Here is a 23,258-nt window from a genome sequence, read left to right on the forward strand (position 1 = left end):
TCGATGACGGTCGTCGGCGCGTGGACGATCTTCGCCCATCCGCTGCTGCTCGACCAGATCGAGACGCTGACCGCCGCCGTGGAGAAGGCCAAGGCCGACGACCCGGACGGGTACCGCAGGACCGCCAACGCGAAGCTGCTCGCGGTCTTGCGGAGATTGATGTTCGAGACCGTCCCGCAGGACCCGTCCCGGGCCGAGTACCGTCAGGGCGCCCCCCTCGGCGCGTCCCGAAAGCATTGGTTCCGGGCCAAGTACGGCAACGGCCGCTTCCGCCTGTTCTTCCGCTACGACAGCCGGACCAGGATCCTGATCTATGCGTGGGTGAACGACGCGGAGACGCTGCGCACCCACGGCGCGAAGACCGACGCCTATGCCGTGTTCGAGCGGATGCTCGACATGGGCCATCCCTCCGACGATTGGGCGACGTTGCTCGCGGCGGCGTCCGCAGGGCCGCCGAAAGCGCGCCTGAAGACCGCAGCAGCGAAATAGCCGACCGACGGTCCGCAAGGGCGCCCCTGCCGGGCGCTTCGCGCGCAGGAGCGGCACTCAGGCCTGGTTCAGTCCCTCGTCGCGGCCGGCGGCATCGCCGCTAATCCACCACCAGCTCGACCCGGTCGGCGACGAACACGGAGGCCGCGGCCAGGATGCGTTCGCCGGCGGCGTCGACGTTGACGCTGGCGACCGTGAGCAGGGTCCGCCCCGGCGCCACGTCGAGGCGGCTGGCCTCCTCCGCGGTGGCGGCGCGTGCCCCGATCCGCGTAGAGAGGCGGGTGTAGTCGGCGATGCCGAACCCGGCGAAGGCGCGGGTGATCGAGCCGGAGGCGGCGTAGGCCTCGGCGAAGCCGGCGAAGCGCGGCAGCGGCAGGGCGATCCGCGCCGCCGAGATCGGGGCGTCGTTGGCCCGGTGCAGGGTCAGCATCTCGATCACCGGATCGCCGGCCGCGAGCCCCAGGGCCTCCGCCGTCTCGAGGCTCGCCGGCACCGTCGCCGCCGCGACGAGGTCGCCCCAGGCCTGGCGGCCGGCCCGGGTGACGATCTCGGAGAACCGGGTGCGCGGCCCGATCGGATAGGGGATCGGCCCCGGCTCGACGAAGGTGCCGCGCCCCTGCGTCGCCCGCACCAGGCCGCGCTCGGCCAGCGTCCCGAGGGCGCGGCGCACGGTGTGGCGGTTCACCCCGAACCGGGCCGCCAGCGCCGCCTCGGTGGGAAGCTGGCTGCCGGCCGGAAATTCGCCGCCCGCGATCGCGCCGCCGATCGCGTCGGCGATCTGGCGCCACGCGGCCAGGCCCGCGCCGCGCTCGACGGGGCCGGCGCGGGCGGATGTCACCGGGGTGTCGCTCGCCTCGTCCATGACGGATCGCATCGTCCCTTGCGTCCACGTTTGGATTTGTCTATATCTATAGACAAATCGGAGGCCTTCGAACGCGAATGCCGTGCGCCAGCCAAACAGCACCCGACCCGGCAACGCCAGAGGTCGAAGCCCGTCGCGCCGCGATGGCGCGTGCCGGGGCGGCCTCGCTCGCCGAGCTCGACGCCGTTCTCGCCGAGACCGGGCTGTCCTGCGAGGCCGAGGATCTACGCGCGCCCGAGACCGGCCTCGTCATGGCGCGCGGCCGCATCGGCGGCGACGGGCGCGCCTTCAACGTCGGCGAGGCGACGGTGACCCGGGCGGCGGTGCGCCTGCCCGGCGGCGAGACCGGCTTCGCCTACCATCTCGGCCGCGACCGTCCGCGCGCCCGGCTCGCCGCCATCCTCGACGCGCATTGGCAGCACCCGGCGCGGCGCGGGGCGGTCGAGGCCGCCCTGGCGGGGATCGCCGAACGCCGCGCCTCGGAAGCGGCCGCCGCGGCGCGAAAGATCGCGGCGACGCGGGTGAACTTCTTCACCCTGGCGCGGGGCGAGGATTGATGGCGCTCGCCCGGGGCTTCGCCGACCCGGTCCACGACGCGCAAGGGGCGTTCCGCACGCTGATGGACGCGCTCGCCCGGCCGGGCCGCATCGGGCGGCTCGCGAGCGACCTTTCTCCGCCCGCCCCGCTCACGCCGGAACTCGCGGCCGTCGCGCTGGCGCTGACCGATGCCGACACGCCGGTCTGGCTCGACGCGCCGCTCGCCGCGATCCCGGCGGTGGCCGCGTTCCTGCGCTTCCACACCGGCGCACCGATCGTCGCCGAGCCCGCCGACGCGGCCTTCGCGCTGATCGCGGATCCTGCCGCCTGCCCACCCTTCGCGGCGTTCGCACAGGGCTCGCCCGACTATCCCGACACCTCCGCCACCCTGGTGCTGGCCCTCGACCGCCTGTCCGAGGATGGCGCCGCCTTCGAAGGTCCCGGCATCCGCGGCCGCATCCGGCTCGCCGCCGCGCCGCTGCCGGCGGACTGGCCGGCGCGCCTTGCGGCGAACCACGCCGCCTTCCCGCGCGGGCTCGACCTCGTGCTCACCGCGCCGGGCGTCGTCGCCGGGCTGCCGCGCTCGTCGCGGGCCGTCCCTTCGGCCGCCCCTTCGCCCGTCCCTTCGGAGGCGTAGACCGATGTACGTGGCGGTGAAGGGCGGCGAGGCCGCGATCGACAACGCCCACCGGCTGCTCGCCGAGACGCGCCGGGGCGACCCGTCGGTGCCCGACCTCACCGTGGCGCAGATCCGCGAGCAGATGCGGCTGCTGGTCGACCGGGTGATGACCGAGGGCTCGCTCCACGATCCGGATCTGGCCGCGCTCGCCCTCAAGCAGGCCCGCGGCGACGTCGTCGAGGCGGTGTTCCTGGTCCGCGCCTACCGCACCACCCTGCCGCGCTTCGGTGCCACCCTGCCGGTGGAGACCGCGGCGATGGCGGTGGCGCGCCGGGTCTCGGCGACCTTCAAGGACCTGCCCGGCGGGCAGGTGCTCGGCCCGACCTTCGACTACACCCATCGCCTGATCGACTTCTCGCTCGCCGAGGGCATGGCGCCCGAGCCCGGCGCGGAGGCCGAGCCCGGCCCGGACGCGGCCGCCTGCCCGCGCGTGACCGACCTGCTCGGCGAGGCCGGCCTGATCGAGCCGTCGCCCCGGGACGAGGGCGCCCCCGTCGGCGACCTGACCCGCGAGCCGGTCGACTACCCGGCCGACCGTGCGGTCCGGCTGCAGACGCTGGCGCGGGGCGACGAGGGCTTCGTGCTGGCGCTGGCCTACTCGACGCAGCGCGGCTACGGCCGCACCCATCCCTTCGTCGGCGAGGTCCGCTTCGGCACCGTGGCGCTGGAGCTCGTCCCCGAGGAGCTCGGCTTCCCGGTGGAACTCGGCGCCGTGGCGATGACCGAGTGCCAGATGCTCGCCCAGTTCCACGGCGGCGGCGACGTCCCGCCCCGGTTCACCCGCGGCTACGGGCTCGTCTTCGGCCAGGGCGAGCGCAAGGCGATGGCGATGGCCCTGGTCGACCGATCGCTGCGCGCGGCCGAGCTCGGCGAGGCGCTTGTCGCCCCGGCGCAGGACCAGGAATTCGTGCTCGCCCATTGCGACAGCCTGCAGGCGACGGGCTTCGTCGAGCACCTCAAGCTACCGCACTACGTCGACTTCCAGGCCGAGCTGGAGCTGCTGCGCCGCCTGCGCGCCGAGCACGCCGCCGCGCGGACGGGGGAGGCCGGGCCGGACGAAGCGCTTCGGGAGGCCGCCGAATGAGCACGCCCGCCGCGCGGCCGGAGACCGGCTACAACTTCGCCTACCTCGACGAGGGCACCAAGCGGATGATCCGCCGGGCGATCCTCAAGGCGATCGCGATCCCCGGCTATCAGGTGCCCTTCGCCGCCCGCGAGATGCCGATGCCCTACGGCTGGGGCACCGGCGGGGTCCAGGTCACCGCCGCGATCCTGGGGGCGTCCGACGTGCTCAAGGTGATCGACCAGGGCGCCGACGACACCACGAACGCGGTCTCGATCCGGCGCTTCTTCTCGGCCACCGCCGGCATCGCCACCACCACGCGGACGGTGGAGGCCACGGTGATCCAGACCCGCCACCGCATCCCGGAGGCGCCGCTGAGGGAGGGCCAGGTCCTGGTCTACCAGGTGCCGATCCCGGAGCCCCTGCGCTTCCTCGAGCCGCGCGAGACCGAGACGCGCCAGCTCCACGCGCTCGCCGAGTACGGGCCGATGCACGTCAAGCTCTACGAGGACATCGCCCGCCACGGCCACATCGCCACCACCTACGCCTACCCCGTCGAGGTCGCGGGCCGCTACGTCATGGACCCGTCGCCGACGCCGAAGTTCGACAACCCGAAGATGGACGACTGCCCCGCCCTGCAGCTCTTCGGCGCCGGCCGCGAGAAGCGCATCTACGCGGTGCCGCCCTACACGCGGGTGCGCAGCCTCGACTTCGAGGACCATCCCTTCCAAATCCAACGCTTCGACCGCCCCTGCGCCCTGTGCGGGGCGGACGACGCCTACCTCGACGAGGTCGTCCTCGACGATGCCGGCGGGCGGATGTTCGTCTGCTCCGACACCGATCATTGCGAGGACCGGCGCCGGTGCGGGTTCGGGCCGGCGGCTCCCCCTCCCCCCTCTGCGGGGGAGGGGGAGCCGCGGAGCGGGTCGGGAGAGGGGAGCGCGGTATCCGGCACTGTCGCTCCCCTCTCCCGACCCTCGCTCACGCGAGGCCCACCCTCCCCCGCACCCAAGTCGGGCCTGCCCGACTTGGGCACACGGTGTGCGGATCTCGGGCAAGTCCGAGATCCGCCGGGGGGAGGGAAGAACGGAGCAGAGGAACGATCATGACCGCCCCCCTGCTCACGGTCTCCGGCCTGACCAAGCGCTACGGCGCGCGCACGGCCTGCGACGGCATCGGCTTCACTTTGGAGGCGGGCGAGGTGCTGGCGGTGGTCGGCGAATCCGGCTCCGGCAAGTCGACCCTGCTCGGCCTGGTCGCCGGCGAGGTCGCGGCGGATGCGGGCTCGGTCGCCTACCGGATGCGCGACGGCGCCAGCCGCGACCTCGCGACCTTGAGCGCGGCCGAGCGCCGGGCGCTGATGCGCACCGACTGGGGCTTCGTGCGCCAGGACGCGTCGCAGGGCCTGCGCATGGCGGTCTCGGCCGGCGGCAACGTCGGCGAGCGGCTGATGGGCGTCGGCGAGCGCCATTACGGCCGCATCCGCGCCACCGCCCTCGACTGGCTCGGCCGCGTCGAGATCGCCGCAGACCGGATCGACGACCCGCCGACGCGGTTCTCCGGCGGCATGCGCCAGCGCCTGCAGATCGCCCGCAACCTCGTGACGAGCCCCCGCCTCGTGCTGATGGACGAGCCGACCTCGGGCCTCGACGTCTCGGTGCAGGCGCGCCTGCTCGACATGGTCCGCGGGCTCGTGGCCGAGCTCGGGCTCGCGGTGATCATCGTCACCCACGACCTCGCCGTCGCCCGCCTGCTCTCGCACCGGGTGCTGGTGATGCGCCACGGCCGGGTGATCGAGACCGGGCTGACCGATCAGGTCCTCGACGACCCGCAGGCCGCCTACACCCAGCTCCTCGTCTCCTCGGTGCTCGCCGCATGACCCCGCCGCTGATCGCCTTCGAGGACGTGGGCAAGCGCTTCACCCTGCATCTGCGCGGCGGCACGGTGCTGCCGGTGATCGCGGGCGCGAGCCTCGCCGTCGCGGCGGGCGAGTGCGTGGTGCTCGGCGGCGCGTCCGGCACCGGGAAATCCTCGCTCCTGAAGATGGCCTACGGCAATTACCGCTGCGAGCACGGCGCGATCCGGATCTGGGACGGAGCCCGCACGGTCGACGTCGCCACGGCCGAGCCGCGCGCGATCCTGGCCCTGCGCCGGCACGTCGTCGCCTACGTCTCGCAGTTCCTGCGCGTGATCCCCCGCGTCGGCGCCCGCGCGATCGTCGAGGCGGCGGGCATCGAGGGCGGCCTCGCCGCCGATGTGGCGCGCGCGCGCGCCGCGGCGCTGCTCGCGCGCCTCGACCTGCCCGAGCGCCTGTGGGACCTGCCGCCGGGCACCTTCTCGGGCGGCGAGCAGCAGCGGGTGAACATCGCCCGTGGGTTGATCGCCGACCGGCCCCTCGTGCTGATGGACGAGCCGACCGCCTCGCTCGATGCCCGCAACCGCGACGTCGTGATCGCGCTGATCCGCGAGAAGCGGGCGGCGGGCGCGGGCATCCTCGGCATCTTCCACGACGCCGACGTACGCGAGGCGGTGGCGACGCGGATCGTGGACGTGGCGGATTTCCGCGCGCCGATCGCGGCATGAGCGGGCGCGGCATGAACGGGCGCGGCATGAGCGGAGACGGCGGAGCGATGGCGGACCGGGTCGAGATCCTCGAGAACGCGCGCCTCGTCCTGGCCGACCGCGTCGTCGACGGCTGGCTCGCGATCGTGGACGGCCGCATCGCCGAGCACGGCGCGGGCCGGGCGCCGGAGCGCGGCCGGGACCTCCGCGGCGACCACCTCGTCCCCGGCCTGGTCGAGCTGCACACCGACCACCTGGAAAGCCACTACGCGCCGCGCCCCGGCGTGCGCTGGCATCCGCTGGGCGCCGTGCTCGCCTACGATGCGCAGATCGCCGCCTCGGGGATCACCACCGTGTTCGATTCGCTGCGCGCCGGCACCGACCCGGACGGCAGCGGCCTCGGCTCCGAGCTCGACGCGCTGGCGCAGGCCATCGCCGACGCGCGCGCCGCCGACCTGTTCCGGGCCGAGCACCGGACGCACCTGCGCTGCGAGATCCCGTCGGCCGACGTGATCGACACCGTCCGCGCCTTCGTCCGGCGTCATCCCGTCGGCCTGATCTCGCTGATGGACCACACGCCGGGGCAGCGGCAGTTCCGCGACATGGCGAAGTATTATCAATATGCCGGCCGCGGCGGCCGGCCGATCGAGGCGATCCGGGCCGGCACCGAGCGCAAGATCCGCGACGGCGCCGCGCTCAACGCCCGCAACCGCCCGATCCTCGTGGCGCTGGCCCGGGAGCAGGGCATCCCGCTGGCGAGCCACGACGACACGACGCTGGCCGACGTCGCCCAGTCGCGGGCCGAAGCGGTCGCGCTCGCCGAGTTCCCGACCACCCGCGAGGCGGCCGAGGCTTCGCACGCGGCCGGCATCACCGTGATGATGGGCGCGCCCAACCTGATCCGCGGCGGCTCGCATTCCGGCAACGTGGCGGCGCACGCTCTCGCCGAGGCCGGCCTGCTCAGCATCCTGTCCTCCGACTACGTGCCGGCGAGCCTGCTGATGGCGGCGTTCCAGCTGCCCGAGCGCGTGCCCGGCATCGACCTGGCCGCCGCCATCGCCACCGTCACCGCCAACCCGGCCCGCGCCACCAGCCTCGACGACCGCGGCCGGATCGCGCCCGGCCTGCGCGCCGACCTCGTCCGCGTGCGGACGGCGCAAGGGGTGCCCGTCGTCCGCGAGGTCTGGCGCGCCGGCGCGCGGGTGGTGTGATGGCGGGCGGCTTCGTCCTCGTGGTCGGCCCGAGCGGGGCCGGCAAGGACACGGTGATCGCCGCCGCGCGGGCGCAGCTGGCCGGCGACCCGCGCTTCGTCTTCCCGCGCCGCCTGGTGACCCGGCCGCCCTCGGCGCACGAGGACAACGCCGAGATCGCCGAGGCGGAGTTTTCCCGCGCCGCCGCGGCCGGCGCGTTTCCCCTGCATTGGCGCGCGCACGGCCTCGGCTACGCGATCCCGGCCGAGGCGCTGACCGAGGCCGAGCAGGGGCGGGTCGTGGTGTGCAACGTCTCGCGCCGGGTGATCGAGGCGGCGCGCCGGACGCTCCCCGGCGTCCATGTCGTAGCGATCACGGCCGCCCCCGAGATCCTGGCCGCACGGCTTGCCGCCCGCGGCCGCCCCGAGGACGGCGACCTCGCCGCACGCCTGGCCCGCGCGGTCCCGGCGGAGGCCGACGACACCGTCGCCAACGACGGCGACCGCCGCGTCGCGGCGGCCGGCTTCGTCGCGATCCTGCGCGACCGCGCCGGACGCCGCTGACCGTCTCGACGCGGCGGCCGGCGACGCGCCGTGGCCGCCGGCGAGAGCCTGGACAGGTCTTTCGATGGGCAGGCAACCAAGCGGCGGTCGATCGGTTATTCGGGCCACCATCTGCATTGGGAAAGTAGTCGACGCCATGCCGAACCGTCTCACCCTCACCGCCGGCCTGATCGCCGCCGGCCTGCTCGCCGCTCCGCTCGGCCTGACGCATGCGGCCAGGGCCGAGTCCGACCAGAAGGAGTTCCAGCTCGCCAAGACCACCAAGGTCGGTCTCGCCCAGGCGCTGACCACGGCCGAGGCCCAGGGCGAGAAGGGCCGCGCCATCGACGCGGATTTCGAGAAGGCGGACGGCAAGAACCCGACGCATTACAGCATCAAGGTCGTCTATCCGGACGGCAAGCTCGTCGAGTACGGCATCAATGCCGACAGCGGCGCGCTCTACAAGACCGAGAACCAGCCGATCGAGCGGTACTTCACCCGCCTCAAGCCGGCCGATTTCCAGAACGCCACCACGTCGTTGAAGGACGCGCTGACGATCGCCGAGCAGAAGGCGGGCGGCGGCAAGGCCTACGAGGCCGAGGTCGAGCGCGACGGCAAATCGGTGCAGTACGAGATCAAGGTGGCGCTGGCCGACCGCGAGCAGACCGTGAAGGTCGGCCCGAACGGCAAGGTCGTCGGCGACTGATCGCCCCGGTGCGCGGCGCGGCGCCCATCGGTGCCGCGCCGATCCGCGGATCGTGATACGGAGTCTGCCGGAGGCCGGATCGATGGCGGACCCCGAGCTCAGATCTGAACGGCCGCGAGCCATGCTGCGATGAACCCGACCGCCGTCGCCGTCATGCTCGGCATCGCCACGGGCGCGATCTCCCTGCTCGTGTTCGCGATCGTCGACGGCCACCCGCTGCTCCTGGCCAGCATGGTCGCCGTGTTCATCGCGATGTTCGTGCGCTGGGGCTGACGCGCCCCCTCGTCCCGGCAGCCGTCGGCTTCGAAGACCCCGTCGATCCACCGATCTGTGGGTGCGGCGTCGGCCGCGACAGGGCGGAGCTTCACAAGGCTGTCACGCTGCTATTAGACTAAGCCCCGATGGAGAGGGCCTTTTCGTCACTTCGCGAAGGGCTGGGATCGACCGGATTGGCACCCGGACCCCGCCGCGAGCCGGATGTATCCGCCCCAGCCGGTCGCCGACCGCGCCCGGCGCGCCACGCGTGTCCCATGCCTCCGGCCGAGACGGTGCCGCCGCCGGGCCGCCGGATCCCGCGCCCGGACGCACGAGAGCCCCACCCCCCCGTCGACCCTGTCCTCGGGACAGCGCGCAATGTCGATCTCGCGCGTTGTCCCGTATGGCTTTCGTTCGAAGAGTCGCGCCGATGATGGATCTCCAGACCCTCGTCCTCAACGCGGATTACCGGCCGCTCTCCTACAACCCGCTCTCGTTGTGGAGCTGGAAAGACGCCTTCACCGCCCTGTTCCTCGACCGCGTGACGCTGGTGGCGAGCTACGACGTCGAGGCGCGCAGCCCGAGCCGGGCGCTCCGGGTGCCGAGCGTGGTGGCGCTGAAGAACTACGTCACGCTGGCCCGCAGCCCGGCCTTCACCCGCTACAACATCTACCTGCGCGACAGCTTCTCGTGCCAGTATTGCGGCCTGCGCCTGCCCTCGGGCGGCTTGACCTTCGACCACGTCAACCCGCGCTCCCGCGGCGGGCTCTCCACCTGGGAGAACGTCGTCGCCGCCTGCAGCCCGTGCAACCTGCGCAAGGCGAACCGCACCCCGCACGAGGCCGAGATGCCGCTGCTGACCGAGCCGCGCCGCCCGACCCGCTACGAGCTGCACCACCGCCAGCCCGAGTTCGACCACCGCGACTACCACCACACCTGGCTCGACTACCTGTACTGGGACAGCGAGCTGGAGAGCTGATCGGGGAAGGAGCGCGCATCCGGTCTCATCGGCACCGGCCGATGGGACCGCGTGGAGCGTGCGTCCTGAGACGCGTTCGGGCCGGTTCACGGGCCGTGATCGGGCTCGGAGACGGGAGCGCCGAGGCCGATCCGGGCGCTGCGCGGCCATGTCGACTTCACGATGTCGTCGGTGTAGGGCCCCTGCTCCTGCGCGAAAGCTGTATCGGCACGGCCGAGAACGGCCAGGACGGCAACCCAGCAAAGCCGCTGCACCCGCATCATCCGAGTTTCCTCCGAGGTCGAGGGCGAACCCTGGGCTGACCGGGTTCGGCCGAGCGGATCAGCAGCGGTTCCGTCGCCCCCCGGAGGCCGGGTCCGGTCGCGCACCGAGCGAACCGTGGCGCGGTGGCGCGCGTTCGAGCATCGACCGGACCGATCCGGGACGACCTCGAGGATGGAACCGGCATGGCAGCACCGACCCGCATCGTGATCGTCGGCGGCGGCATCGCCGGGATCACGGTGGCGACCGGCCTCGGCCGCCGCCTCGGCCGGAGCGGGGCGGCGCAGGTCACCCTGGTCGACCGGGCCCTGTCCCATGTCTGGAAGCCGATGCTGCACACCTTCGCCGCCGGCACCGCGCTGCCGGACCGGCAGAAGCTGAGCTTGCTCGCGCAGGCCAAGGCCAACCATTTCCGCTTCCGGCTCGGCTCGCTGCAGGCCGTCGACCGTGCCGCGCGGCAGCTGACCCTCGCCCCCTTCGACGCGGAGGGCGACGGAGCGGCCCTCGCGCCGACGCAGCTCGGCTACGACGTGCTGATCCTCGCCCTCGGCAGCCGCGCGAACGATTTCGGGACGCCGGGCGTGGCCGAGCATTGCGCCACGATCGACGACCTCTCCGACGCGGAGGCGCTGCACCGGCGCCTGCGCGGGCAGGTGCTGGCGGCGCTGCGCTCGGAGGCCAGCCTGCGGATCGCCATTGTCGGCGGCGGCGCCACCGGCGTCGAGTTCGCGGCCGAGCTGAAGCACGCCGTCGACGTGATCGCCGGCTACGGCACCGGCGCCTTGCGCGAAAAGCTCCGCCTCACCCTGATCGAGAGCGGCCCGCGCCTGCTCGCCGCCTTCCCCGATCGCGTCTCCCGGGCTGCGGCGGCCACCCTGGCCGACCTCGCGGTCGACGTGCGCACCGGCGCCCTGGTGACCGGCGCCGACGCCGCGGGCTTCGCGCTGAAGGACGGCGGACGGATCGAGGCCGACATCAAGGTCTGGGCCGCCGGGGTGCGCGCGCCCGCGGTGCTCGCCCGGATCGAGGGGCTCGACCGGTCGCGCACCGGCCAGCTCGTGGTCGGCGACACCCTCCAGGCCACGCGCGACCCGGCGATCTTCGCGCTCGGCGACTGCGCCGCCTGCCCGCAGCCCGGCGCGGAGCATCCGGTGCCGGCGACCGCGCAGGCGGCCCACCAGCAGGCCCGGCACCTCGTGCGCCATTTCGAGGCGTGGCGGCGCGGCGGCGCGATGGCGCCGTTCCGCTATCGCGACAAGGGCGCGCTCGTGTCCCTGGCCGACTACAACGGCTGGGGCACGCTCGGGCGCTACACCTTCGGCGGCGGCCGCCTGCGCGGCCTGTTCGCGCGGCTCGCCCACGACCTGCTCTACCGCCGGCACCAGGTCGGCCTGCTCGGCCCGTTCCGCGGCGCCCTCGCCTGGCTCGCCGACGACCTCGCCCACGCCGTCGGGCCACCGGTGCGGCTGGACTGAGACGCCCGGCTCCGGGATCGGCCGGGCGGGCACGTCCCCGTGCGACGTCGAGCCTGCCGTCGGCCGGCCGCATTCCGGCGTCGGACCGGCTTATGCCGGCCGCTCTCCATCGTGCGGAGACGGCGCGATCAGGCCGGCCGGCACGGCGGGTGAACCGGGGCCGGATCGGGTGCCGCGGGGGGGCGTGTCGCGGGTCAGCGGTCCAGGGGCTGGCCGTCGCGGGGCGTGATGCCCTGCGAGCGCAGCTGTTGGTTCTGCTCGTTGATCTGGATCGGGTCCGGGCGACGCTGCGGCGCGCCCGGCAGCGTGATCGACGGACCGGCGACCGATTGCGCGGCAGCGGAGGGCGGGCACAGCAGCTGGCAGATCGGCACGTTGTCGGCGGTCGAGGAGCATCGCGCGACGGCGGTTCCCTGGACACAGGCGCAGCTGCACAGGGCGAGCGCCGGGACGGGCGCGATCGTGATGGCAAGCGCGAGGATGACGGTTCGCATGTCGCTGGTCCTGGGTGGCGCCTCCGGAGCCTAGAGCATCATTTCGCCCGAGGCGCCATCATCCCCCATCCGCGAGGCCGACGGGGATCCGAGCCCGAGGATCGCACGGACCGAGGCGGCGCCGGCATCTCGTGGAGCGATCCGCGACGCCGGTCGCCGAGGCGCTTCCGAGGATCGAACGCCCGCTGGGTCCGACGACCCGCCCCGAGCCGTCGTGACGATTGGTGGGCGGTGAGGGACTCGAACCCCCGACCCTCTCCGTGTAAAGGAGACGCTCTACCAACTGAGCTAACCGCCCGCGCCCGCGTGGTACGGCATGCCGCGGCACCGAGGCAAGGCCGAGGCGCGCGCGGCGCCACCTACGTGCCGGCCAGGAGCTGCGCCAGGGCCGGGGACAGGCCGGCGCTGTCGATCGCCGGGCGGTCGGGCGGCGTGGGGCCGGGTCGGGCCGCGGCGGCGAGGACCGCGCGGGTGCCGGCCTCCACCGAGCACAGGACCCGTACCGGAACCGCGGGCTGGATGCGCTCGGCGAGGCCCGCCAGGCCGGCGCCGCCGAGGATCACCGTGTCGGCCCCATCCTCGTCGGCGCAGGCGCGGCAGGCGGCGATCAGGTCGGCCAGGGCCGCGTCCGGGTCGCGGTGGATCTCGCCGCCGGTGGCGGTCGTCGTGCGGAGGCCGGCGAGCCGGTCCGAGAGGCCGAGGAGCGCGACGAACTCGCTCAGCATCGGCCGCCACGCCGTCCCCCCGGTGACGATGGCGAAGCGCCCGGCCGAGGCCGCCTCGCGGCAGGCGGCCTCGGCCATGCCGACGACCGGGACGGGGGCGATCTCGCGCAGCGCCAGCAGGCCGGGATCGCCGAAGCAGGCGAGGTAGACCGCATCGCATCCGGCCCCGTGCTCAGCGAAGGCGTCGAGCGCGGCGTGGCCGGCGATCGCCGCGGCGCTCCGGCTGGCGATGTAGCGGGCCCCGAAGCGGCCGGTCGCCGGCACGATCGTGGCGGCGGCCCCCGCGATCCGGCGGACATGCGCGGCGACGCGCTCGGTCACGGCCTCGGTGGTGTTGGGATTGATCACCAGGATGCGCATGGGCGGCCTTTCGCGGGGGACCATGCAAGCGAAAGGCCCCGAAGCGGTGCTCCGGGGCCTCGTCGTTCATGCTCGGGCGATCAGTGGGCGACGAAGGCGGCGCCGTCCTCGGCCGTCTTCTTGACCGGGATCACTTCCTCCCAGGCGATCGCCTCGGGCTGGCGCACCAGGGCGTGCTTGAGGACCTGATCCATCATCGCGACGGGGATGATCTCCATCCCGTTCTTCACGCTGTCGGGCACCTCGGCGATGTCCTTGGCGTTCTCCTCGGGGATCAGCACCGTCTTGATGCCGCCGCGGAGCGCGGCGAGCAGCTTCTCCTTCAAGCCGCCGATCGGCAGCACCCGCCCGCGGAGCGTGACCTCGCCGGTCATGGCGATGTCGCGGCGCACCGGGATGCCGGTGAAGGTCGAGACGATGGCGGTCGCCATGGCAATGCCGGCCGAGGGCCCGTCCTTCGGGGTCGCCCCCTCCGGCACGTGGACGTGGATGTCCCGACGCTCGAACAGCGGCGGCTCGATGCCGAAGTCGAGCGCCCGCGAGCGGACGTAGCTCGCCGCCGCCGAGATCGACTCCTTCATCACGTCCTTCAGGTTGCCCGTGACCGTCATCTTGCCCTTGCCCGGCATCATGACGCCCTCGATCGTCAGCAGCTCGCCGCCGACCTCGGTCCAGGCCAGCCCGGTGACCACGCCGACCTGGTCGTCGGCATCGATCTCGCCGTAGCGGAACTTCGGCGGGCCGAGGAAGACCTGCAGGCGCTCGACGTCGATCTCGACGCTCTTCACCTTGGTGATGAGGATCTCCTTCACCGCCTTGCGGATCAGGTTCGACAGCTCGCGCTCGAGGTTGCGCACGCCCGCCTCCCGCGTGTAGCGGCGGACGAGCATCAGCAGGGCCTCATCGTCGATCGACCATTCCTTGCTGTCCAGGCCGTGCTTCTTCAGCGCGTTCTGGATCAGGTGCTTGCGCGCGATCTCGACCTTCTCCTCCTCGGTGTACCCGGCGATGCGGATCACCTCCATGCGGTCCATCAGGGGCCCAGGGATGTTGAGGGTGTTGGCGGTCGTCACGAACATCACGTTCGACAGGTCGTAGTCGACCTCGAGGTAATGGTCGTTGAAGGTCGCGTTCTGCTCGGGGTCGAGAACCTCCAGCAGGGCGGCAGAGGGGTCACCGCGGAAATCCATGCCCATCTTGTCGATCTCGTCGAGCAGGATGAGCGGGTTCGAGGTCTTGGCCTTGCGCATCGACTGGACGATCTTGCCGGGCATCGAGCCGATGTAGGTCCGGCGGTGGCCACGGATCTCGGCCTCGTCACGCACGCCGCCGAGCGACATCCGCACGAACTCGCGACCCGTCGCCTTGGCGATCGACTTGCCGAGCGAGGTCTTGCCGACGCCGGGAGGCCCGACGAGGCAGAGGATCGGCCCGGTGAGCTTGTTGGCCCGCTGCTGCACGGCGAGGTACTCGACGATCCGCTCCTTGACCTTCTCCAGGCCGAAATGGTCGCCGTCGAGCAGGACCTGGGCGCCGAGGAGATCCTTCTTGATCTTCGAGCGCTTGTTCCAGGGGATGCCGAGCATCCAGTCGAGGTAGTTGCGCACCACCGTCGCCTCGGCCGACATCGGCGACATCTGGCGCAGCTTCTTCAGCTCGGCCGACGCCTTCTCGCGGGCTTCCTTGGTGAACTTGGTCTTCTCGATCTTGTCCTCGAGTTCAGCCAGCTCGTCGCGGCCGTCCTCGTCGCCGAGCTCCTTCTGGATCGCCTTCATCTGCTCGTTGAGGTAGTACTCGCGCTGGGTCTTCTCCATCTGCCGCTTGACGCGGGTACGGATGCGCTTCTCCACCTGCAGCACGGAGATCTCGCTCTCCATCAGCGACAGCACGCGCTCCAGGCGCGCGGCCACCGTCGGCGTCTCCAGGATCGCCTGCTTGTCGGCGATCTTGACGAGGAGGTGCGAGCCGATCGTGTCGGCGAGCTTCGAGGGCTCCTCGATCTGCGTGACCGCGGAGACGACCTCGGGCGAGATCTTCTTGTTGAGCTTGACGTAGTTCTCGAACTCCGAGAGCACGGAGCGCGCGAGCGCCTCGGCCTCGACCTTGTCGCCGAGCTCGTCGACCAGGGCTTCGGCCTCGGCCTCGTAATACTCGTCCGAGCGGGTGAAGCCGGTGATCTTGGCACGGCCGCCGCCCTCGACCAGCACCTTCACGGTGCCGTCGGGCAGCTTCAGGAGCTGCAGCACGGAGGCGAGCGTCCCGATCGTGTAGATCGCGTCGGTGGCCGGGTCGTCGTCGCCGGCGTTGATCTGGGTGGCGAGCAGGATGTGGCGGTCGGTCTTGACCGCCTCCTCGAGCGCGCGGATGGACTTCTCGCGACCCACGAACAAGGGCACGATCATGTGCGGGAAGACGACGATGTCGCGCAACGGCAGGACGGCGTAGGAGCCGGTCGAGCCCGGAACGACCGGCTGGCGGGATTTCGATTGGGTCATCGTTGACTTCCTCATGAGGGACGCCGGGCGGTCGCTCCTCCGATTCGGAGCAAGCTTCCTGCCAGGGGCCGACCGGGCCGCGAGGGTCGGGATAGGTCTGCTGGAGACTTTGCGGCTGGTGGCGCGGCACCGCCCCTCAAGGGAGGCAGCGGCCACTGCGCTGAGCCTCAGGTGGTTTTCCAGGAGCCCCGTTTCAAGGTGCCCACCTGTCACGGGCCGATCCGTGATCGGCCCGCTCCGTCAAGGACTTAGCGCATGTGCGCCGGCGCACGTCAGGCGCTGACGCTGGCCGGCGCTTCCTTGTTGCGGTCGCCGTGGATGAAGAGCGGGCGCGACTTGCCCTCGACCACCTCGGGGCCGATCACGACCTGCTCCACCGAGTCGAGGCCCGGCAGGTCGTACATCGTGTCGAGGAGGATCGTCTCCAGGATGGAGCGCAGGCCGCGGGCGCCGGTCTTGCGCTCGATCGCCTTGCGGGCAACGAGCGACAGCGCCTCGTCCTGGAACGTCAGGTCGACGTTCTCCATCTCGAACAGCCGCTGGTACTGCTTCACCAGCGCGTTCTTCGGCTCTTGGAGGATCTTCTTGAGGGCGTCCTCGTCGAGGTCCTCGAGCGTCGCCAGCACGGGAAGGCGGCCGACAAACTCGGGGATGAGGCCGAACTTCAGCAGGTCCTCGGGCTCGACCGAGCGGAACACCTCGCCGGTGCGCCGGTCGTCGGGGGCCTGCACGGTCGCGCCGAAGCCGATCGAGGTGCCCTTGCCGCGCGCCGAGATGATCCGCTCGAGCCCGGCGAAGGCGCCGCCGCAGATGAACAGGATGTTGGTCGTGTCGACCTGCAGGAACTCCTGCTGCGGGTGCTTGCGGCCGCCCTGCGGAGGCACGGAGGCGACGGTGCCTTCCATGATCTTCAGGAGCGCCTGCTGCACGCCCTCGCCCGAGACGTCGCGGGTGATCGAGGGGTTGTCGGACTTGCGCGAGATCTTGTCGATCTCGTCGATGTAGACGATGCCGCGCTGCGCACGCTCGACGTTGTAGTCCGAGGCCTGGAGCAGCTTGAGGATGATGTTCTCGACGTCCTCGCCGACGTAGCCCGCCTCGGTCAGCGTGGTCGCGTCCGCCATGGTGAACGGCACGTCGAGGATGCGGGCCAGCGTCTGCGCGAGCAGCGTCTTGCCCGAGCCCGTCGGCCCGATCAGCATGATATTGGACTTGGCCAGCTCGACGTCGTTGTGCTTGGTCGCGTGGGCGAGGCGCTTGTAGTGGTTGTGCACCGCGACCGAGAGGACCTTCTTCGCGAAGTCCTGGCCGATGACGTAGTCGTCGAGGACGCGCCGGATCTCCTTCGGCGTGGGCACGCCGTCGCGGCTCTTCACCAGGGAGGATTTCGACTCCTCACGGATGATGTCCATGCACAGCTCGACGCACTCGTCGCAGATGAACACCGTCGGGCCCGCGATCAGCTTGCGGACCTCGTGCTGGCTCTTGCCGCAAAACGAGCAGTACAGCGTGCTCTTGGAGTCGGTGCCGCCAGTCTTGCTCATATCGGTCTCCGATTCGTGCGTGCGCTGCCAGCCGGGGGCACACGCGCATCGTTTACAAGTAAGGGAATCCGCTTAAAGAAAAAGTCACCTGCGCGTCTTTGCCTAGGGTCCCTCGCGAACCGGTCGCCGCGAACCCCGATGCAAACACGCGGCCGCGGCGGGATCAAGGCCGCGATCGCCACACCCCTCCCCCGGCGACGCCGCGGCCGCCGGGCGAGGGCATGCGGCCTCCTCAGGCGGCGGCCGGCTCGGGCCGCTTCTGGATGACCTCGTCGATCAGGCCGAACTCCTTGGCCGCATCGGCGGTCATGAAGTTGTCGCGCTCCAGCGCCTGGACGATCGAGTCGTAGTCGCGCCCGGTGTGCTTCACATAGATCTCGTTGAGGCGCTTCTTCAGCGCCTCGATCTCGCGGGCGTGGATCAGGATGTCGGTGGCCTGGCCCTGGAACCCGCCGGACGGCTGGTGGACCATGATGCGGGCGTTGGGCAGGGCGAAGCGGTGGCCCGGCTCGCCGGCGGTGAGGAGCAGCGAGCCCATCGAGGCGGCCTGGCCGACGCAGAGCGTCGTCACCGGGCAGCGGATGAACTGCATCGTGTCGTAGATCGACAGGCCCGAGGTCACCACGCCGCCGGGCGAGTTGATGTAGAAGGAGATCTCCTTCTTCGGGTTCTCGGCCTCGAGGAACAGCAGCTGCGCGACGATCAGCGACGCGCCGTAATCCTCGACCGGTCCGGTGAGGAAGATGATCCGCTCGCGCAGCAGCCGCGAGTAGATGTCGAACGCCCGCTCGCCGCGGCTCGACTGCTCGACCACCATGGGCACGAGCGCGCTGTTATAATAGTCGACCGGATCTCTCATCATGGCCTTTTGGGCTCCAAGGGGCCCGGCCCTCCGCGAATCACGGAGAGGCCGGGCGCGTCAGCGAACGACGGCATTCCTTAACGCCGCCTAACCATATGCCCGCCGCCTCGAGACGAGCGCGGGCTCAGTCGGCCTTCGATTCAGCCGGCGCCGCCTCGGCGGACGTCGAGTCGGCCGACTTGGCGTCGGCCTTCCCGTCGCCGGCGTCGTCGGCTTCCTCGTCGGCGAAGAGCGTCTCCTTCGAGACGGGCTCCTCCACCAGCTTGACCTGGCCGAGGACGTGGTCGACGACCTTCTCCTCGAACAGCGGCGCCCGAAGCTCGGCGAGCGCCTGCGCATTCTTCCGGTAGAAATCCCAGACCTGCTGCTCCTGGCCCGGGAACTGCCGGACCCGGGCGATGAGGGCCTGGTTCACCTCTTCGTCGGAGACCTTGATATCGGCGCTCTCGCCGACCTGCGCAAGCACCAAGCCGAGGCGCACGCGACGCTCGGCGATCTTGCGGTACTCGGCGGTGGCCTTCTCCTCGGTGGTGTCCTCGTCCTCGAAGGTCTTGCCGCGGGCCTTCAGGTCCTGCTCGACCTGGGCCCAGACGCTGGCGAATTCCTGCGCGACGAGCGAGGGCGGCAGGTCGAAGGCGTAGCGGCCGTCGAGCGCGTCGAGGAGCTCCTTCTTGAGCTTGCGGCGCGAGGCCGCCTCGAAGTCGGTGCCGATCGCCTTGGCCACCGCCTCCTTGAGCGCGTCGAGGGAGTCGAGGCCCATGCCCTTGGCGAAGTCGTCGTCGATCTTGGCCTCGCCCGGGGCCTGGATCTTGGTGACGGTCACGTCGAACTCGGCGTCCTTGCCGGCGAGCTGCTCGGCGCCGTAGGCCTCCGGGAAGGTCGCCTTGACGAGGCGCTGCTCGCCGACCTTGGCGCCGACCAGCGCCTCCTCGAAGCCGGGGATGAAGGAGTTCGAGCCAAGCTCGAGATCGATGCCCTCGCCCTTGCCGCCCTCGAACTCGGTGCCGTCGATGCGGCCGACGAAGTCGATGGTGAGGCGGTCGCCGGTCTCGGCGGCCGCGCCGGCGTCGCGCTCGGTGAACGGGCGGCTCTGGCCGGCCATGCGCTCCAGCGCCTCGTTCACTTCGGTGTCCGAGGGGGTGGCGACCAGCTTGGTCAGGCTGACGTCGGAGAGGTCGGCGAGCTCGAAGCTCGGCAGCACCTCGAGGGCGACCTTGAACGAGAGGTCGGCCTTGGCGTCGAGCGCCTTCTCGACCACCGACTGGTCGGAGGGGAACTCGATCTGCGGCTCGAGGGCGAGCTTGAGGCCGTTGTCGGCGACGATCTTCTGGTTCGCCTCGTTGACGGCGTTCTGCACCACGTCGGCCATCACCGAGCGGCCGTAGACCTTGCGCAGGTGCGCCACCGGCACCTTGCCCGGCCGGAAGCCCTTGAGCTGGACCTTGTCCTTCATGCCCGACAGCTCGGTGTTCAGGCGATCCTCGAGCTCGCTCGCGGCGAGGGACACCTGAAACGTGCGCTTCAGCCCCTCGGAGTGTGTCTCGGTCACCTGCATCGTCGTCGCTCTCAAAGTCCGTGTGATCGTATGCGCGAGCATCCGGGTGCGGCCCTTGCTGAGGCCTGGCGGAGTCGCGGGTTCGGTACGGGGAAGCGGGACCGCGCGAGGCGAACGGCATCCGCTGGGCGGAGCCGGCCGCCCGCGTCCGCACAGGGATCGGCCGTTTCCGTTTCCGACGGCGGAGCTGGTGCGGGCGGAGGGGCTCGAACCCCCACGTCTTGCGACACTGGAACCTAAATCCAGCGCGTCTACCAGTTCCGCCACGCCCGCGAGCGCCGATGCCCGGCGCGTGTCCGGCCGCCGGAGGGCGGGTCTATAGCATGCGAGGCACAGGCCGCAGCAAAAAACTTGCGGGTCCGAAACGGTGGCGCCGCGCGGGGGCGGCGGCTACAAGCGGCGGCCCCGGAATCCGTCCCGGATTCCGCGCGCGCGCCCCGCCGCTCCGAGGTTCCATGCCGACAGCCCGATCCGCGCCGCCGACCGAATCTCGACACGGCGCGTCGCGTCGGGCGCTCTTCCTGGGAAGCGCCGCGTTCCTCCTGCTCCCGCGGGCCGGCCGGGCCCAGGGCAAGCCCGCGGCGCCTGCGCCGGGGGCGCCGACCGCGCCGCCGCCGGAGCCGCGCGCCGCGAAGGCGGCGCCGTCCAAGACGCGCTTCCGGCCCGAGCCCGCCCCCGAGACCGCCGTATGGTCGTTCGACGGGACCTCGGCGCCTCCGACGTTCCGGGTGAAGCTCGGCGAGGCCGTGCGCGTGCGGGTCGAGAACAGGACCGACAAGCCGCTCTCGCTGCACTGGCACGGGGTGCGCAACAAGAACGCCATGGACGGCGTCGGCGGCGTGACGCAGGCGCCGGTCGCGCCCGGCGCCGACTTCACCTACGATTTCGTGCCGCCCGACGCCGGCACCTTCCTGGTCCGTCCGCTCGTGGTCGGCGGATCGAGCGAGCCGTCCGGCCGGGGCCTCGCCGGCTTCCTGATCGTCGAGGAGAAGGCGCCCCCCGCGGTCGAGGCCGACGTGTCGCTGCTGATGCAGGACTGGCGCCTGCAGGACGACGGCGCGCTGCTGCCCTTCGGCCAGACCGCGTTCGCGGCGAGCAACGGGCGGCTCGGCAACCTCGTGACCATCAACGGCGCCAACGTGCCGGCCACCTTCGAGGCGAGGCCGGGCAGCCGGATCCGGGTGCGGCTCGGCAACGCCTGCAACGCCCGGGCGACCCGCATCCGCTTCGAGGGCCTGAAGGTCTACGTCGCGGCGGTCGACGGCCAGCCGACCGACACGTTCGAGCCGCTGCGCGCGACGCTGCCGTTCCCGCCCGGCACCCGCTACGACCTGCTGATCGACCTGCCGGCGGAGGCCGACGCGAAGGGTGCGATCACCGCGCTGGTCGGCCAGGGCCTGCAGCTCGCCACCGTCGTCACCAAGGGCTCGGCCGTCACCGAGAAGCGGCCGCCGATCGGGCCGATCGGCGAGAACCCGCTGCTGCCGCGCGAGGTCAAGCTGCAGAACGCCCTGCGCCGCGACGTGGTGATCACCGGCGGCGCCAGCCTCTCGAAGGACAAGCCCGAGGCGGAGCCGGCCTATTCCGGGGACGCCAACCGGATCTGGTCGGTCAACGGCACCAGCGCGACCGCGGGCCTCGCGCCGATCTTCACGGTGAAGCGCGGCCAGGTGGTGGTGCTGGCCTTGCGCAACGAGACCGCGTTCCCGCAGGCGCTGCACCTGCACGGCCACGTCTTCCGCCTGCTCCACCCCCTCGACGACGGCTGGGAGCCCTACTGGCTCGACACCTTCCAGCTCCTCGAAGGCCGCACCGCCCGCATCGCCTTCCAGGCCGACAATCCCGGCCGCTGGCTGATCAGCGCGACGGTGCTGGAGCGGTTCGACACCGGGCTGTGGACCTGCTTCGAGGTGACGTGACGCAGCCCGCTTCCTCCCTCCCCCCTTTGCGGGGGGAGGGAAAAGGCCGTCGTCACCCTCCAAGCTCTTCCAGAACCCCCGCCAGCACCGCCGGCATCAACTCCGGAATATCCTCGGCGATCAGCCCCGGGCCGTGGCGCAGGCCGGCATCGCCGTGGAGCCAGGCCGCGGCGCAGGCCGCCTCGAACGGCGGCATGCCCTGGGCCAGGAGCCCCGCGACCAGGCCGGCGAGCACGTCGCCCGAGCCGGCGGTGCCGAGCCACGGCGTGGCGTGGTCGTTGATCGCGGCGCGGCCGTCGGGGGCGGCCACCACCGTGTCGGGGCCCTTGAGCACCACCACGGCGCCGACCCGTGCGGCGGCGCGGCGGGCCTGCTCGAGCTTGCCGACCTCCGCGACGGCGTCGGTGCCCGCGAACAGTTTCGCGAACTCGCCCGCATGCGGGGTCAGCACCGCCTTCGCGTCGCCGTCGGCGAGGTGGGCGGCGAGCAGGGCCGCCTGCTTGGCAAAGCTCGTCAGCGCATCGGCGTCAAGCACGAGGCCGCGCCCGGCGGCGGCCGCCACCGCGACGAGGTCGCGCGTCGCCTCGCCGACGCCGAGGCCGGGGCCCGCCAGGATCGCGTTGATGCGCTCGTCGTTGAGCAGGTCGTCGAGGTCGTCGGCGGAGTCGCACGGCCGCAGCATGATCGCGGTGAGGTGGGCGGCGTTCTCCGCCAGCGCCCGCTCCGGCGAGGCCACCGTGACGAGCCCGGCCCCGATCCGCAGCGCGCCGCGGGCGGCCAGCCGCGCCGCGCCGGTGCGGGTGGCCGGCCCCGACAGCACGAGGGCGTGGCCGCGGGTGTACTTGTGGCTCGCATCGGCGAGCCGCGGCAGGCGCGCGCCCCAGACCTCCGGTCCGTTGCGGAACGCCGGCGCGCCGACCGCGAGCCCGGCCGCGAACGCCGCCGGGCCGGTGCCGATCCCGGCGACGTGCAGCCGGCCGCACAGGCCGCGGCCGGGCTGCAGCCGGTGGCCGGGCTTCTCCGCGACGAACGTGACGGTCTCGACCGCCCGGAGCGCGAAGCCGCGGACGGCGCCGGTATCGCCGTCGACCCCGCTCGGCACGTCGATCGCCAGCACCGGGCGCCCGGACGCCGCGACCCGCTCGAGCGCATGGCGGGCCGGCCCTTCGAGGTCGCGCGACAGGCCGGCGCCGAACAGCGCGTCGACGACGAGGTCGGCGCGCGACGGCTCGGCCTCCGCCAGGCCCAGCACCGTCCCGCTCCACGCCGCCGCGGCCTCGGCCGCATCGCCCGAGAGGGCGTCGCGGGGGCCGAGCAGGGCGAGATCGACGCCGTGCCCGGCCTCGGCGAGCAGGCGGGCCGCGACGAACCCGTCGCCGCCGTTGTTGCCGGGGCCGCACAGGACGAGCACCCGGCCGCCCGGGGCCAGGTGCGCCCGCGCCCGCTCCGCCACCGCGGCGCCGGCCGCCCGCATCAGGGCGATGCCCGGCGTGCCCCCGGCGATCGCCGTCGCATCGACGGTCCTCATCGCGTCGACCGTCATCAGGCGTGAGCCGTCCATCACGTCACTTCCGTCTCGTTCGAAGCCGCGCTGCCCGTGCACGGTCCAGCCGATGCCCAAACAATCGGCCCTCACGGCGAAATTGCCTAAACGATTTGCATTTCATGCAACCAGAATGGGCAGTTTCACCGGGGGCGGGTTGA

The 23,258-nt window shown here is 72.1% G+C and carries 22 protein-coding genes, 2 tRNA genes and 1 pseudogene; 14 read left to right on the forward strand and 11 right to left on the reverse strand.

Annotation, left to right across the window (positions count from 1 at the left end; translation table 11 throughout):
- The first annotated feature begins 3 nt into the window (after positions 1–3).
- Positions 4–489, forward strand: a complete 486-nt coding sequence (locus MKK64_RS24325) for a type II toxin-antitoxin system YhaV family toxin (RefSeq protein ID WP_243938132.1) — start codon at positions 4–6, stop codon at positions 487–489.
- A gap of 100 nt (positions 490–589) precedes the next feature.
- On the opposite strand, the gene phnF is transcribed toward MKK64_RS24325, so the two are convergent.
- Positions 590–1,351, reverse strand: a complete 762-nt coding sequence (gene phnF, locus MKK64_RS24330) for a phosphonate metabolism transcriptional regulator PhnF (protein WP_243938134.1) — start codon at positions 1,349–1,351, stop codon at positions 590–592.
- Positions 1,352–1,428: 77 nt separating this feature from the next.
- On the opposite strand from phnF, the gene phnG reads away from it, so the two are divergent.
- The 11 genes and pseudogenes from phnG to MKK64_RS24385 all read left to right on the forward strand — a co-directional run bounded on the left by phnG (position 1,429) and on the right by MKK64_RS24385 (position 9,864).
- A complete protein-coding gene (gene phnG / locus MKK64_RS24335; protein WP_279593355.1) occupies positions 1,429–1,908 on the forward strand; it encodes a phosphonate C-P lyase system protein PhnG in 480 nt (159 codons plus the stop codon).
- A complete protein-coding gene (gene phnH / locus MKK64_RS24340) occupies positions 1,908–2,525 on the forward strand; it encodes a phosphonate C-P lyase system protein PhnH (RefSeq protein ID WP_243938138.1) in 618 nt (205 codons plus the stop codon). Before phnG ends, phnH begins: the two co-directional genes overlap by 1 nt.
- Before the next feature lie 4 nt (positions 2,526–2,529).
- Complete coding sequence (locus MKK64_RS24345; protein WP_243938140.1) at positions 2,530–3,651, forward strand: carbon-phosphorus lyase complex subunit PhnI; 1,122 nt, start codon at positions 2,530–2,532, stop codon at positions 3,649–3,651.
- Positions 3,648–4,538: pseudogene (locus tag MKK64_RS24350) on the forward strand (alpha-D-ribose 1-methylphosphonate 5-phosphate C-P-lyase PhnJ); the annotation flags it as partial. The gene MKK64_RS24345 and the pseudogene MKK64_RS24350, both read left to right, overlap by 4 nt.
- A gap of 197 nt (positions 4,539–4,735) precedes the next feature.
- Complete coding sequence (gene phnK, locus MKK64_RS24355; RefSeq protein WP_243938144.1) at positions 4,736–5,509, forward strand: phosphonate C-P lyase system protein PhnK; 774 nt, start codon at positions 4,736–4,738, stop codon at positions 5,507–5,509.
- Positions 5,506–6,213 (forward strand): phosphonate C-P lyase system protein PhnL, encoded by a 708-nt coding sequence (gene phnL / locus MKK64_RS24360; RefSeq protein WP_243938146.1) that lies wholly within the window; start codon positions 5,506–5,508, stop codon positions 6,211–6,213. The genes phnK and phnL overlap by 4 nt, the downstream gene beginning before the upstream one ends.
- Before the next feature lie 47 nt (positions 6,214–6,260).
- Entirely contained in the window at positions 6,261–7,403 is a 1,143-nt protein-coding gene (locus MKK64_RS24365; protein ID WP_243938255.1) for an alpha-D-ribose 1-methylphosphonate 5-triphosphate diphosphatase, read from the forward strand.
- On the forward strand, positions 7,403–7,945 hold the full coding sequence (gene phnN, locus MKK64_RS24370; RefSeq protein WP_187274845.1) for a phosphonate metabolism protein/1,5-bisphosphokinase (PRPP-forming) PhnN: 543 nt from the start codon (positions 7,403–7,405) through the stop codon (positions 7,943–7,945). Before MKK64_RS24365 ends, phnN begins: the two co-directional genes overlap by 1 nt.
- Positions 7,946–8,081: 136 nt before the next feature.
- Positions 8,082–8,630, forward strand: a complete 549-nt coding sequence (locus MKK64_RS24375) for a PepSY domain-containing protein (protein WP_147844466.1) — start codon at positions 8,082–8,084, stop codon at positions 8,628–8,630.
- Positions 8,631–8,759: 129 nt separating this feature from the next.
- On the forward strand, positions 8,760–8,903 hold the full coding sequence (locus tag MKK64_RS24380) for a hypothetical protein (protein ID WP_187274846.1): 144 nt from the start codon (positions 8,760–8,762) through the stop codon (positions 8,901–8,903).
- Positions 8,904–9,315: 412 nt separating this feature from the next.
- Positions 9,316–9,864, forward strand: a complete 549-nt coding sequence (locus MKK64_RS24385) for an HNH endonuclease (RefSeq protein WP_147729215.1) — start codon at positions 9,316–9,318, stop codon at positions 9,862–9,864.
- Between the two features lie 86 nt (positions 9,865–9,950).
- Here MKK64_RS24385 and MKK64_RS24390 read toward each other — a convergent pair whose 3' ends face one another.
- Complete coding sequence (locus MKK64_RS24390; RefSeq protein WP_243938148.1) at positions 9,951–10,127, reverse strand: hypothetical protein; 177 nt, start codon at positions 10,125–10,127, stop codon at positions 9,951–9,953.
- A 183-nt stretch (positions 10,128–10,310) separates the two neighbouring features.
- Between MKK64_RS24390 and MKK64_RS24395 the strand changes: the two genes are divergently transcribed.
- The gene (locus tag MKK64_RS24395; RefSeq protein WP_243938150.1) at positions 10,311–11,600 is read left to right on the forward strand and encodes an NAD(P)/FAD-dependent oxidoreductase; all 1,290 of its coding nucleotides are present in this window, start codon (positions 10,311–10,313) and stop codon (positions 11,598–11,600) included.
- A gap of 194 nt (positions 11,601–11,794) precedes the next feature.
- On the opposite strand, the gene MKK64_RS24400 is transcribed toward MKK64_RS24395, so the two are convergent.
- The 8 genes from MKK64_RS24400 to MKK64_RS24435 form a co-directional block, all read right to left on the reverse strand.
- Entirely contained in the window at positions 11,795–12,094 is a 300-nt protein-coding gene (locus MKK64_RS24400; RefSeq protein ID WP_243938152.1) for a hypothetical protein, read from the reverse strand.
- Positions 12,095–12,316: 222 nt separating this feature from the next.
- Positions 12,317–12,392, reverse strand: a tRNA-Val gene (locus MKK64_RS24405).
- 61 nt (positions 12,393–12,453) lie between these two features.
- Positions 12,454–13,179, reverse strand: a complete 726-nt coding sequence (locus MKK64_RS24410; protein ID WP_243938154.1) for an aspartate/glutamate racemase family protein — start codon at positions 13,177–13,179, stop codon at positions 12,454–12,456.
- 80 nt (positions 13,180–13,259) lie between these two features.
- Positions 13,260–15,674, reverse strand: a complete 2,415-nt coding sequence (gene lon / locus MKK64_RS24415) for an endopeptidase La (RefSeq protein WP_147727616.1) — start codon at positions 15,672–15,674, stop codon at positions 13,260–13,262.
- Positions 15,675–15,946: 272 nt separating this feature from the next.
- Positions 15,947–17,218: an ATP-dependent Clp protease ATP-binding subunit ClpX gene (gene clpX, locus MKK64_RS24420; protein WP_147727615.1), complete on the reverse strand. Its 1,272-nt coding sequence runs from the start codon at positions 17,216–17,218 to the stop codon at positions 15,947–15,949.
- A 232-nt stretch (positions 17,219–17,450) separates the two neighbouring features.
- Positions 17,451–18,077 carry an ATP-dependent Clp protease proteolytic subunit gene (locus tag MKK64_RS24425; RefSeq protein WP_147843596.1) on the reverse strand — a complete coding sequence of 209 codons (627 nt, stop codon included), beginning with the start codon at positions 18,075–18,077 and terminating at the stop codon, positions 17,451–17,453.
- A gap of 127 nt (positions 18,078–18,204) precedes the next feature.
- Positions 18,205–19,635 carry a trigger factor gene (tig, locus tag MKK64_RS24430; RefSeq protein WP_147727614.1) on the reverse strand — a complete coding sequence of 477 codons (1,431 nt, stop codon included), beginning with the start codon at positions 19,633–19,635 and terminating at the stop codon, positions 18,205–18,207.
- Between the two features lie 188 nt (positions 19,636–19,823).
- A tRNA-Leu gene (locus tag MKK64_RS24435) sits at positions 19,824–19,908 on the reverse strand.
- Between the two features lie 182 nt (positions 19,909–20,090).
- Here MKK64_RS24435 and MKK64_RS24440 point away from each other — a divergent pair.
- The gene (locus MKK64_RS24440; protein WP_243938156.1) at positions 20,091–21,554 is read left to right on the forward strand and encodes a multicopper oxidase family protein; all 1,464 of its coding nucleotides are present in this window, start codon (positions 20,091–20,093) and stop codon (positions 21,552–21,554) included.
- Between the two features lie 52 nt (positions 21,555–21,606).
- Here MKK64_RS24440 and MKK64_RS24445 read toward each other — a convergent pair whose 3' ends face one another.
- The gene (locus MKK64_RS24445) at positions 21,607–23,115 is read right to left on the reverse strand and encodes an NAD(P)H-hydrate dehydratase (protein ID WP_243938158.1); all 1,509 of its coding nucleotides are present in this window, start codon (positions 23,113–23,115) and stop codon (positions 21,607–21,609) included.
- Positions 23,116–23,258 lie beyond the last annotated feature (143 nt).

Source organism: Methylobacterium sp. E-025 (genome assembly GCF_022829705.1).
Lineage (GTDB): Bacteria > Pseudomonadota > Alphaproteobacteria > Rhizobiales > Beijerinckiaceae > Methylobacterium.

What these genes read in the sequence shown, in the direction of transcription:
- MKK64_RS24325 (WP_243938132.1), top strand. Translation starts at nt 4, where the DNA reads ATGACGGTCGTCGGCGCGTGGACGATCTTCGCCCATCCGCTGCTGCTC.
- phnF (WP_243938134.1), bottom strand. Translation starts at nt 1,351, where the DNA reads ATGGACGAGGCGAGCGACACCCCGGTGACATCCGCCCGCGCCGGCCCC.
- phnG (WP_279593355.1), top strand. Translation starts at nt 1,429, where the DNA reads ATGCCGTGCGCCAGCCAAACAGCACCCGACCCGGCAACGCCAGAGGTC.
- phnH (WP_243938138.1), top strand. Translation starts at nt 1,908, where the DNA reads ATGGCGCTCGCCCGGGGCTTCGCCGACCCGGTCCACGACGCGCAAGGG.
- MKK64_RS24345 (WP_243938140.1), top strand. Translation starts at nt 2,530, where the DNA reads ATGTACGTGGCGGTGAAGGGCGGCGAGGCCGCGATCGACAACGCCCAC.
- phnK (WP_243938144.1), top strand. Translation starts at nt 4,736, where the DNA reads ATGACCGCCCCCCTGCTCACGGTCTCCGGCCTGACCAAGCGCTACGGC.
- phnL (WP_243938146.1), top strand. Translation starts at nt 5,506, where the DNA reads ATGACCCCGCCGCTGATCGCCTTCGAGGACGTGGGCAAGCGCTTCACC.
- MKK64_RS24365 (WP_243938255.1), top strand. Translation starts at nt 6,261, where the DNA reads ATGGCGGACCGGGTCGAGATCCTCGAGAACGCGCGCCTCGTCCTGGCC.
- phnN (WP_187274845.1), top strand. Translation starts at nt 7,403, where the DNA reads ATGGCGGGCGGCTTCGTCCTCGTGGTCGGCCCGAGCGGGGCCGGCAAG.
- MKK64_RS24375 (WP_147844466.1), top strand. Translation starts at nt 8,082, where the DNA reads ATGCCGAACCGTCTCACCCTCACCGCCGGCCTGATCGCCGCCGGCCTG.
- MKK64_RS24380 (WP_187274846.1), top strand. Translation starts at nt 8,760, where the DNA reads ATGAACCCGACCGCCGTCGCCGTCATGCTCGGCATCGCCACGGGCGCG.
- MKK64_RS24385 (WP_147729215.1), top strand. Translation starts at nt 9,316, where the DNA reads ATGATGGATCTCCAGACCCTCGTCCTCAACGCGGATTACCGGCCGCTC.
- MKK64_RS24390 (WP_243938148.1), bottom strand. Translation starts at nt 10,127, where the DNA reads ATGATGCGGGTGCAGCGGCTTTGCTGGGTTGCCGTCCTGGCCGTTCTC.
- MKK64_RS24395 (WP_243938150.1), top strand. Translation starts at nt 10,311, where the DNA reads ATGGCAGCACCGACCCGCATCGTGATCGTCGGCGGCGGCATCGCCGGG.
- MKK64_RS24400 (WP_243938152.1), bottom strand. Translation starts at nt 12,094, where the DNA reads ATGCGAACCGTCATCCTCGCGCTTGCCATCACGATCGCGCCCGTCCCG.
- MKK64_RS24410 (WP_243938154.1), bottom strand. Translation starts at nt 13,179, where the DNA reads ATGCGCATCCTGGTGATCAATCCCAACACCACCGAGGCCGTGACCGAG.
- lon (WP_147727616.1), bottom strand. Translation starts at nt 15,674, where the DNA reads ATGACCCAATCGAAATCCCGCCAGCCGGTCGTTCCGGGCTCGACCGGC.
- clpX (WP_147727615.1), bottom strand. Translation starts at nt 17,218, where the DNA reads ATGAGCAAGACTGGCGGCACCGACTCCAAGAGCACGCTGTACTGCTCG.
- MKK64_RS24425 (WP_147843596.1), bottom strand. Translation starts at nt 18,077, where the DNA reads ATGAGAGATCCGGTCGACTATTATAACAGCGCGCTCGTGCCCATGGTG.
- tig (WP_147727614.1), bottom strand. Translation starts at nt 19,635, where the DNA reads ATGCAGGTGACCGAGACACACTCCGAGGGGCTGAAGCGCACGTTTCAG.
- MKK64_RS24440 (WP_243938156.1), top strand. Translation starts at nt 20,091, where the DNA reads ATGCCGACAGCCCGATCCGCGCCGCCGACCGAATCTCGACACGGCGCG.
- MKK64_RS24445 (WP_243938158.1), bottom strand. Translation starts at nt 23,115, where the DNA reads ATGGACGGCTCACGCCTGATGACGGTCGACGCGATGAGGACCGTCGAT.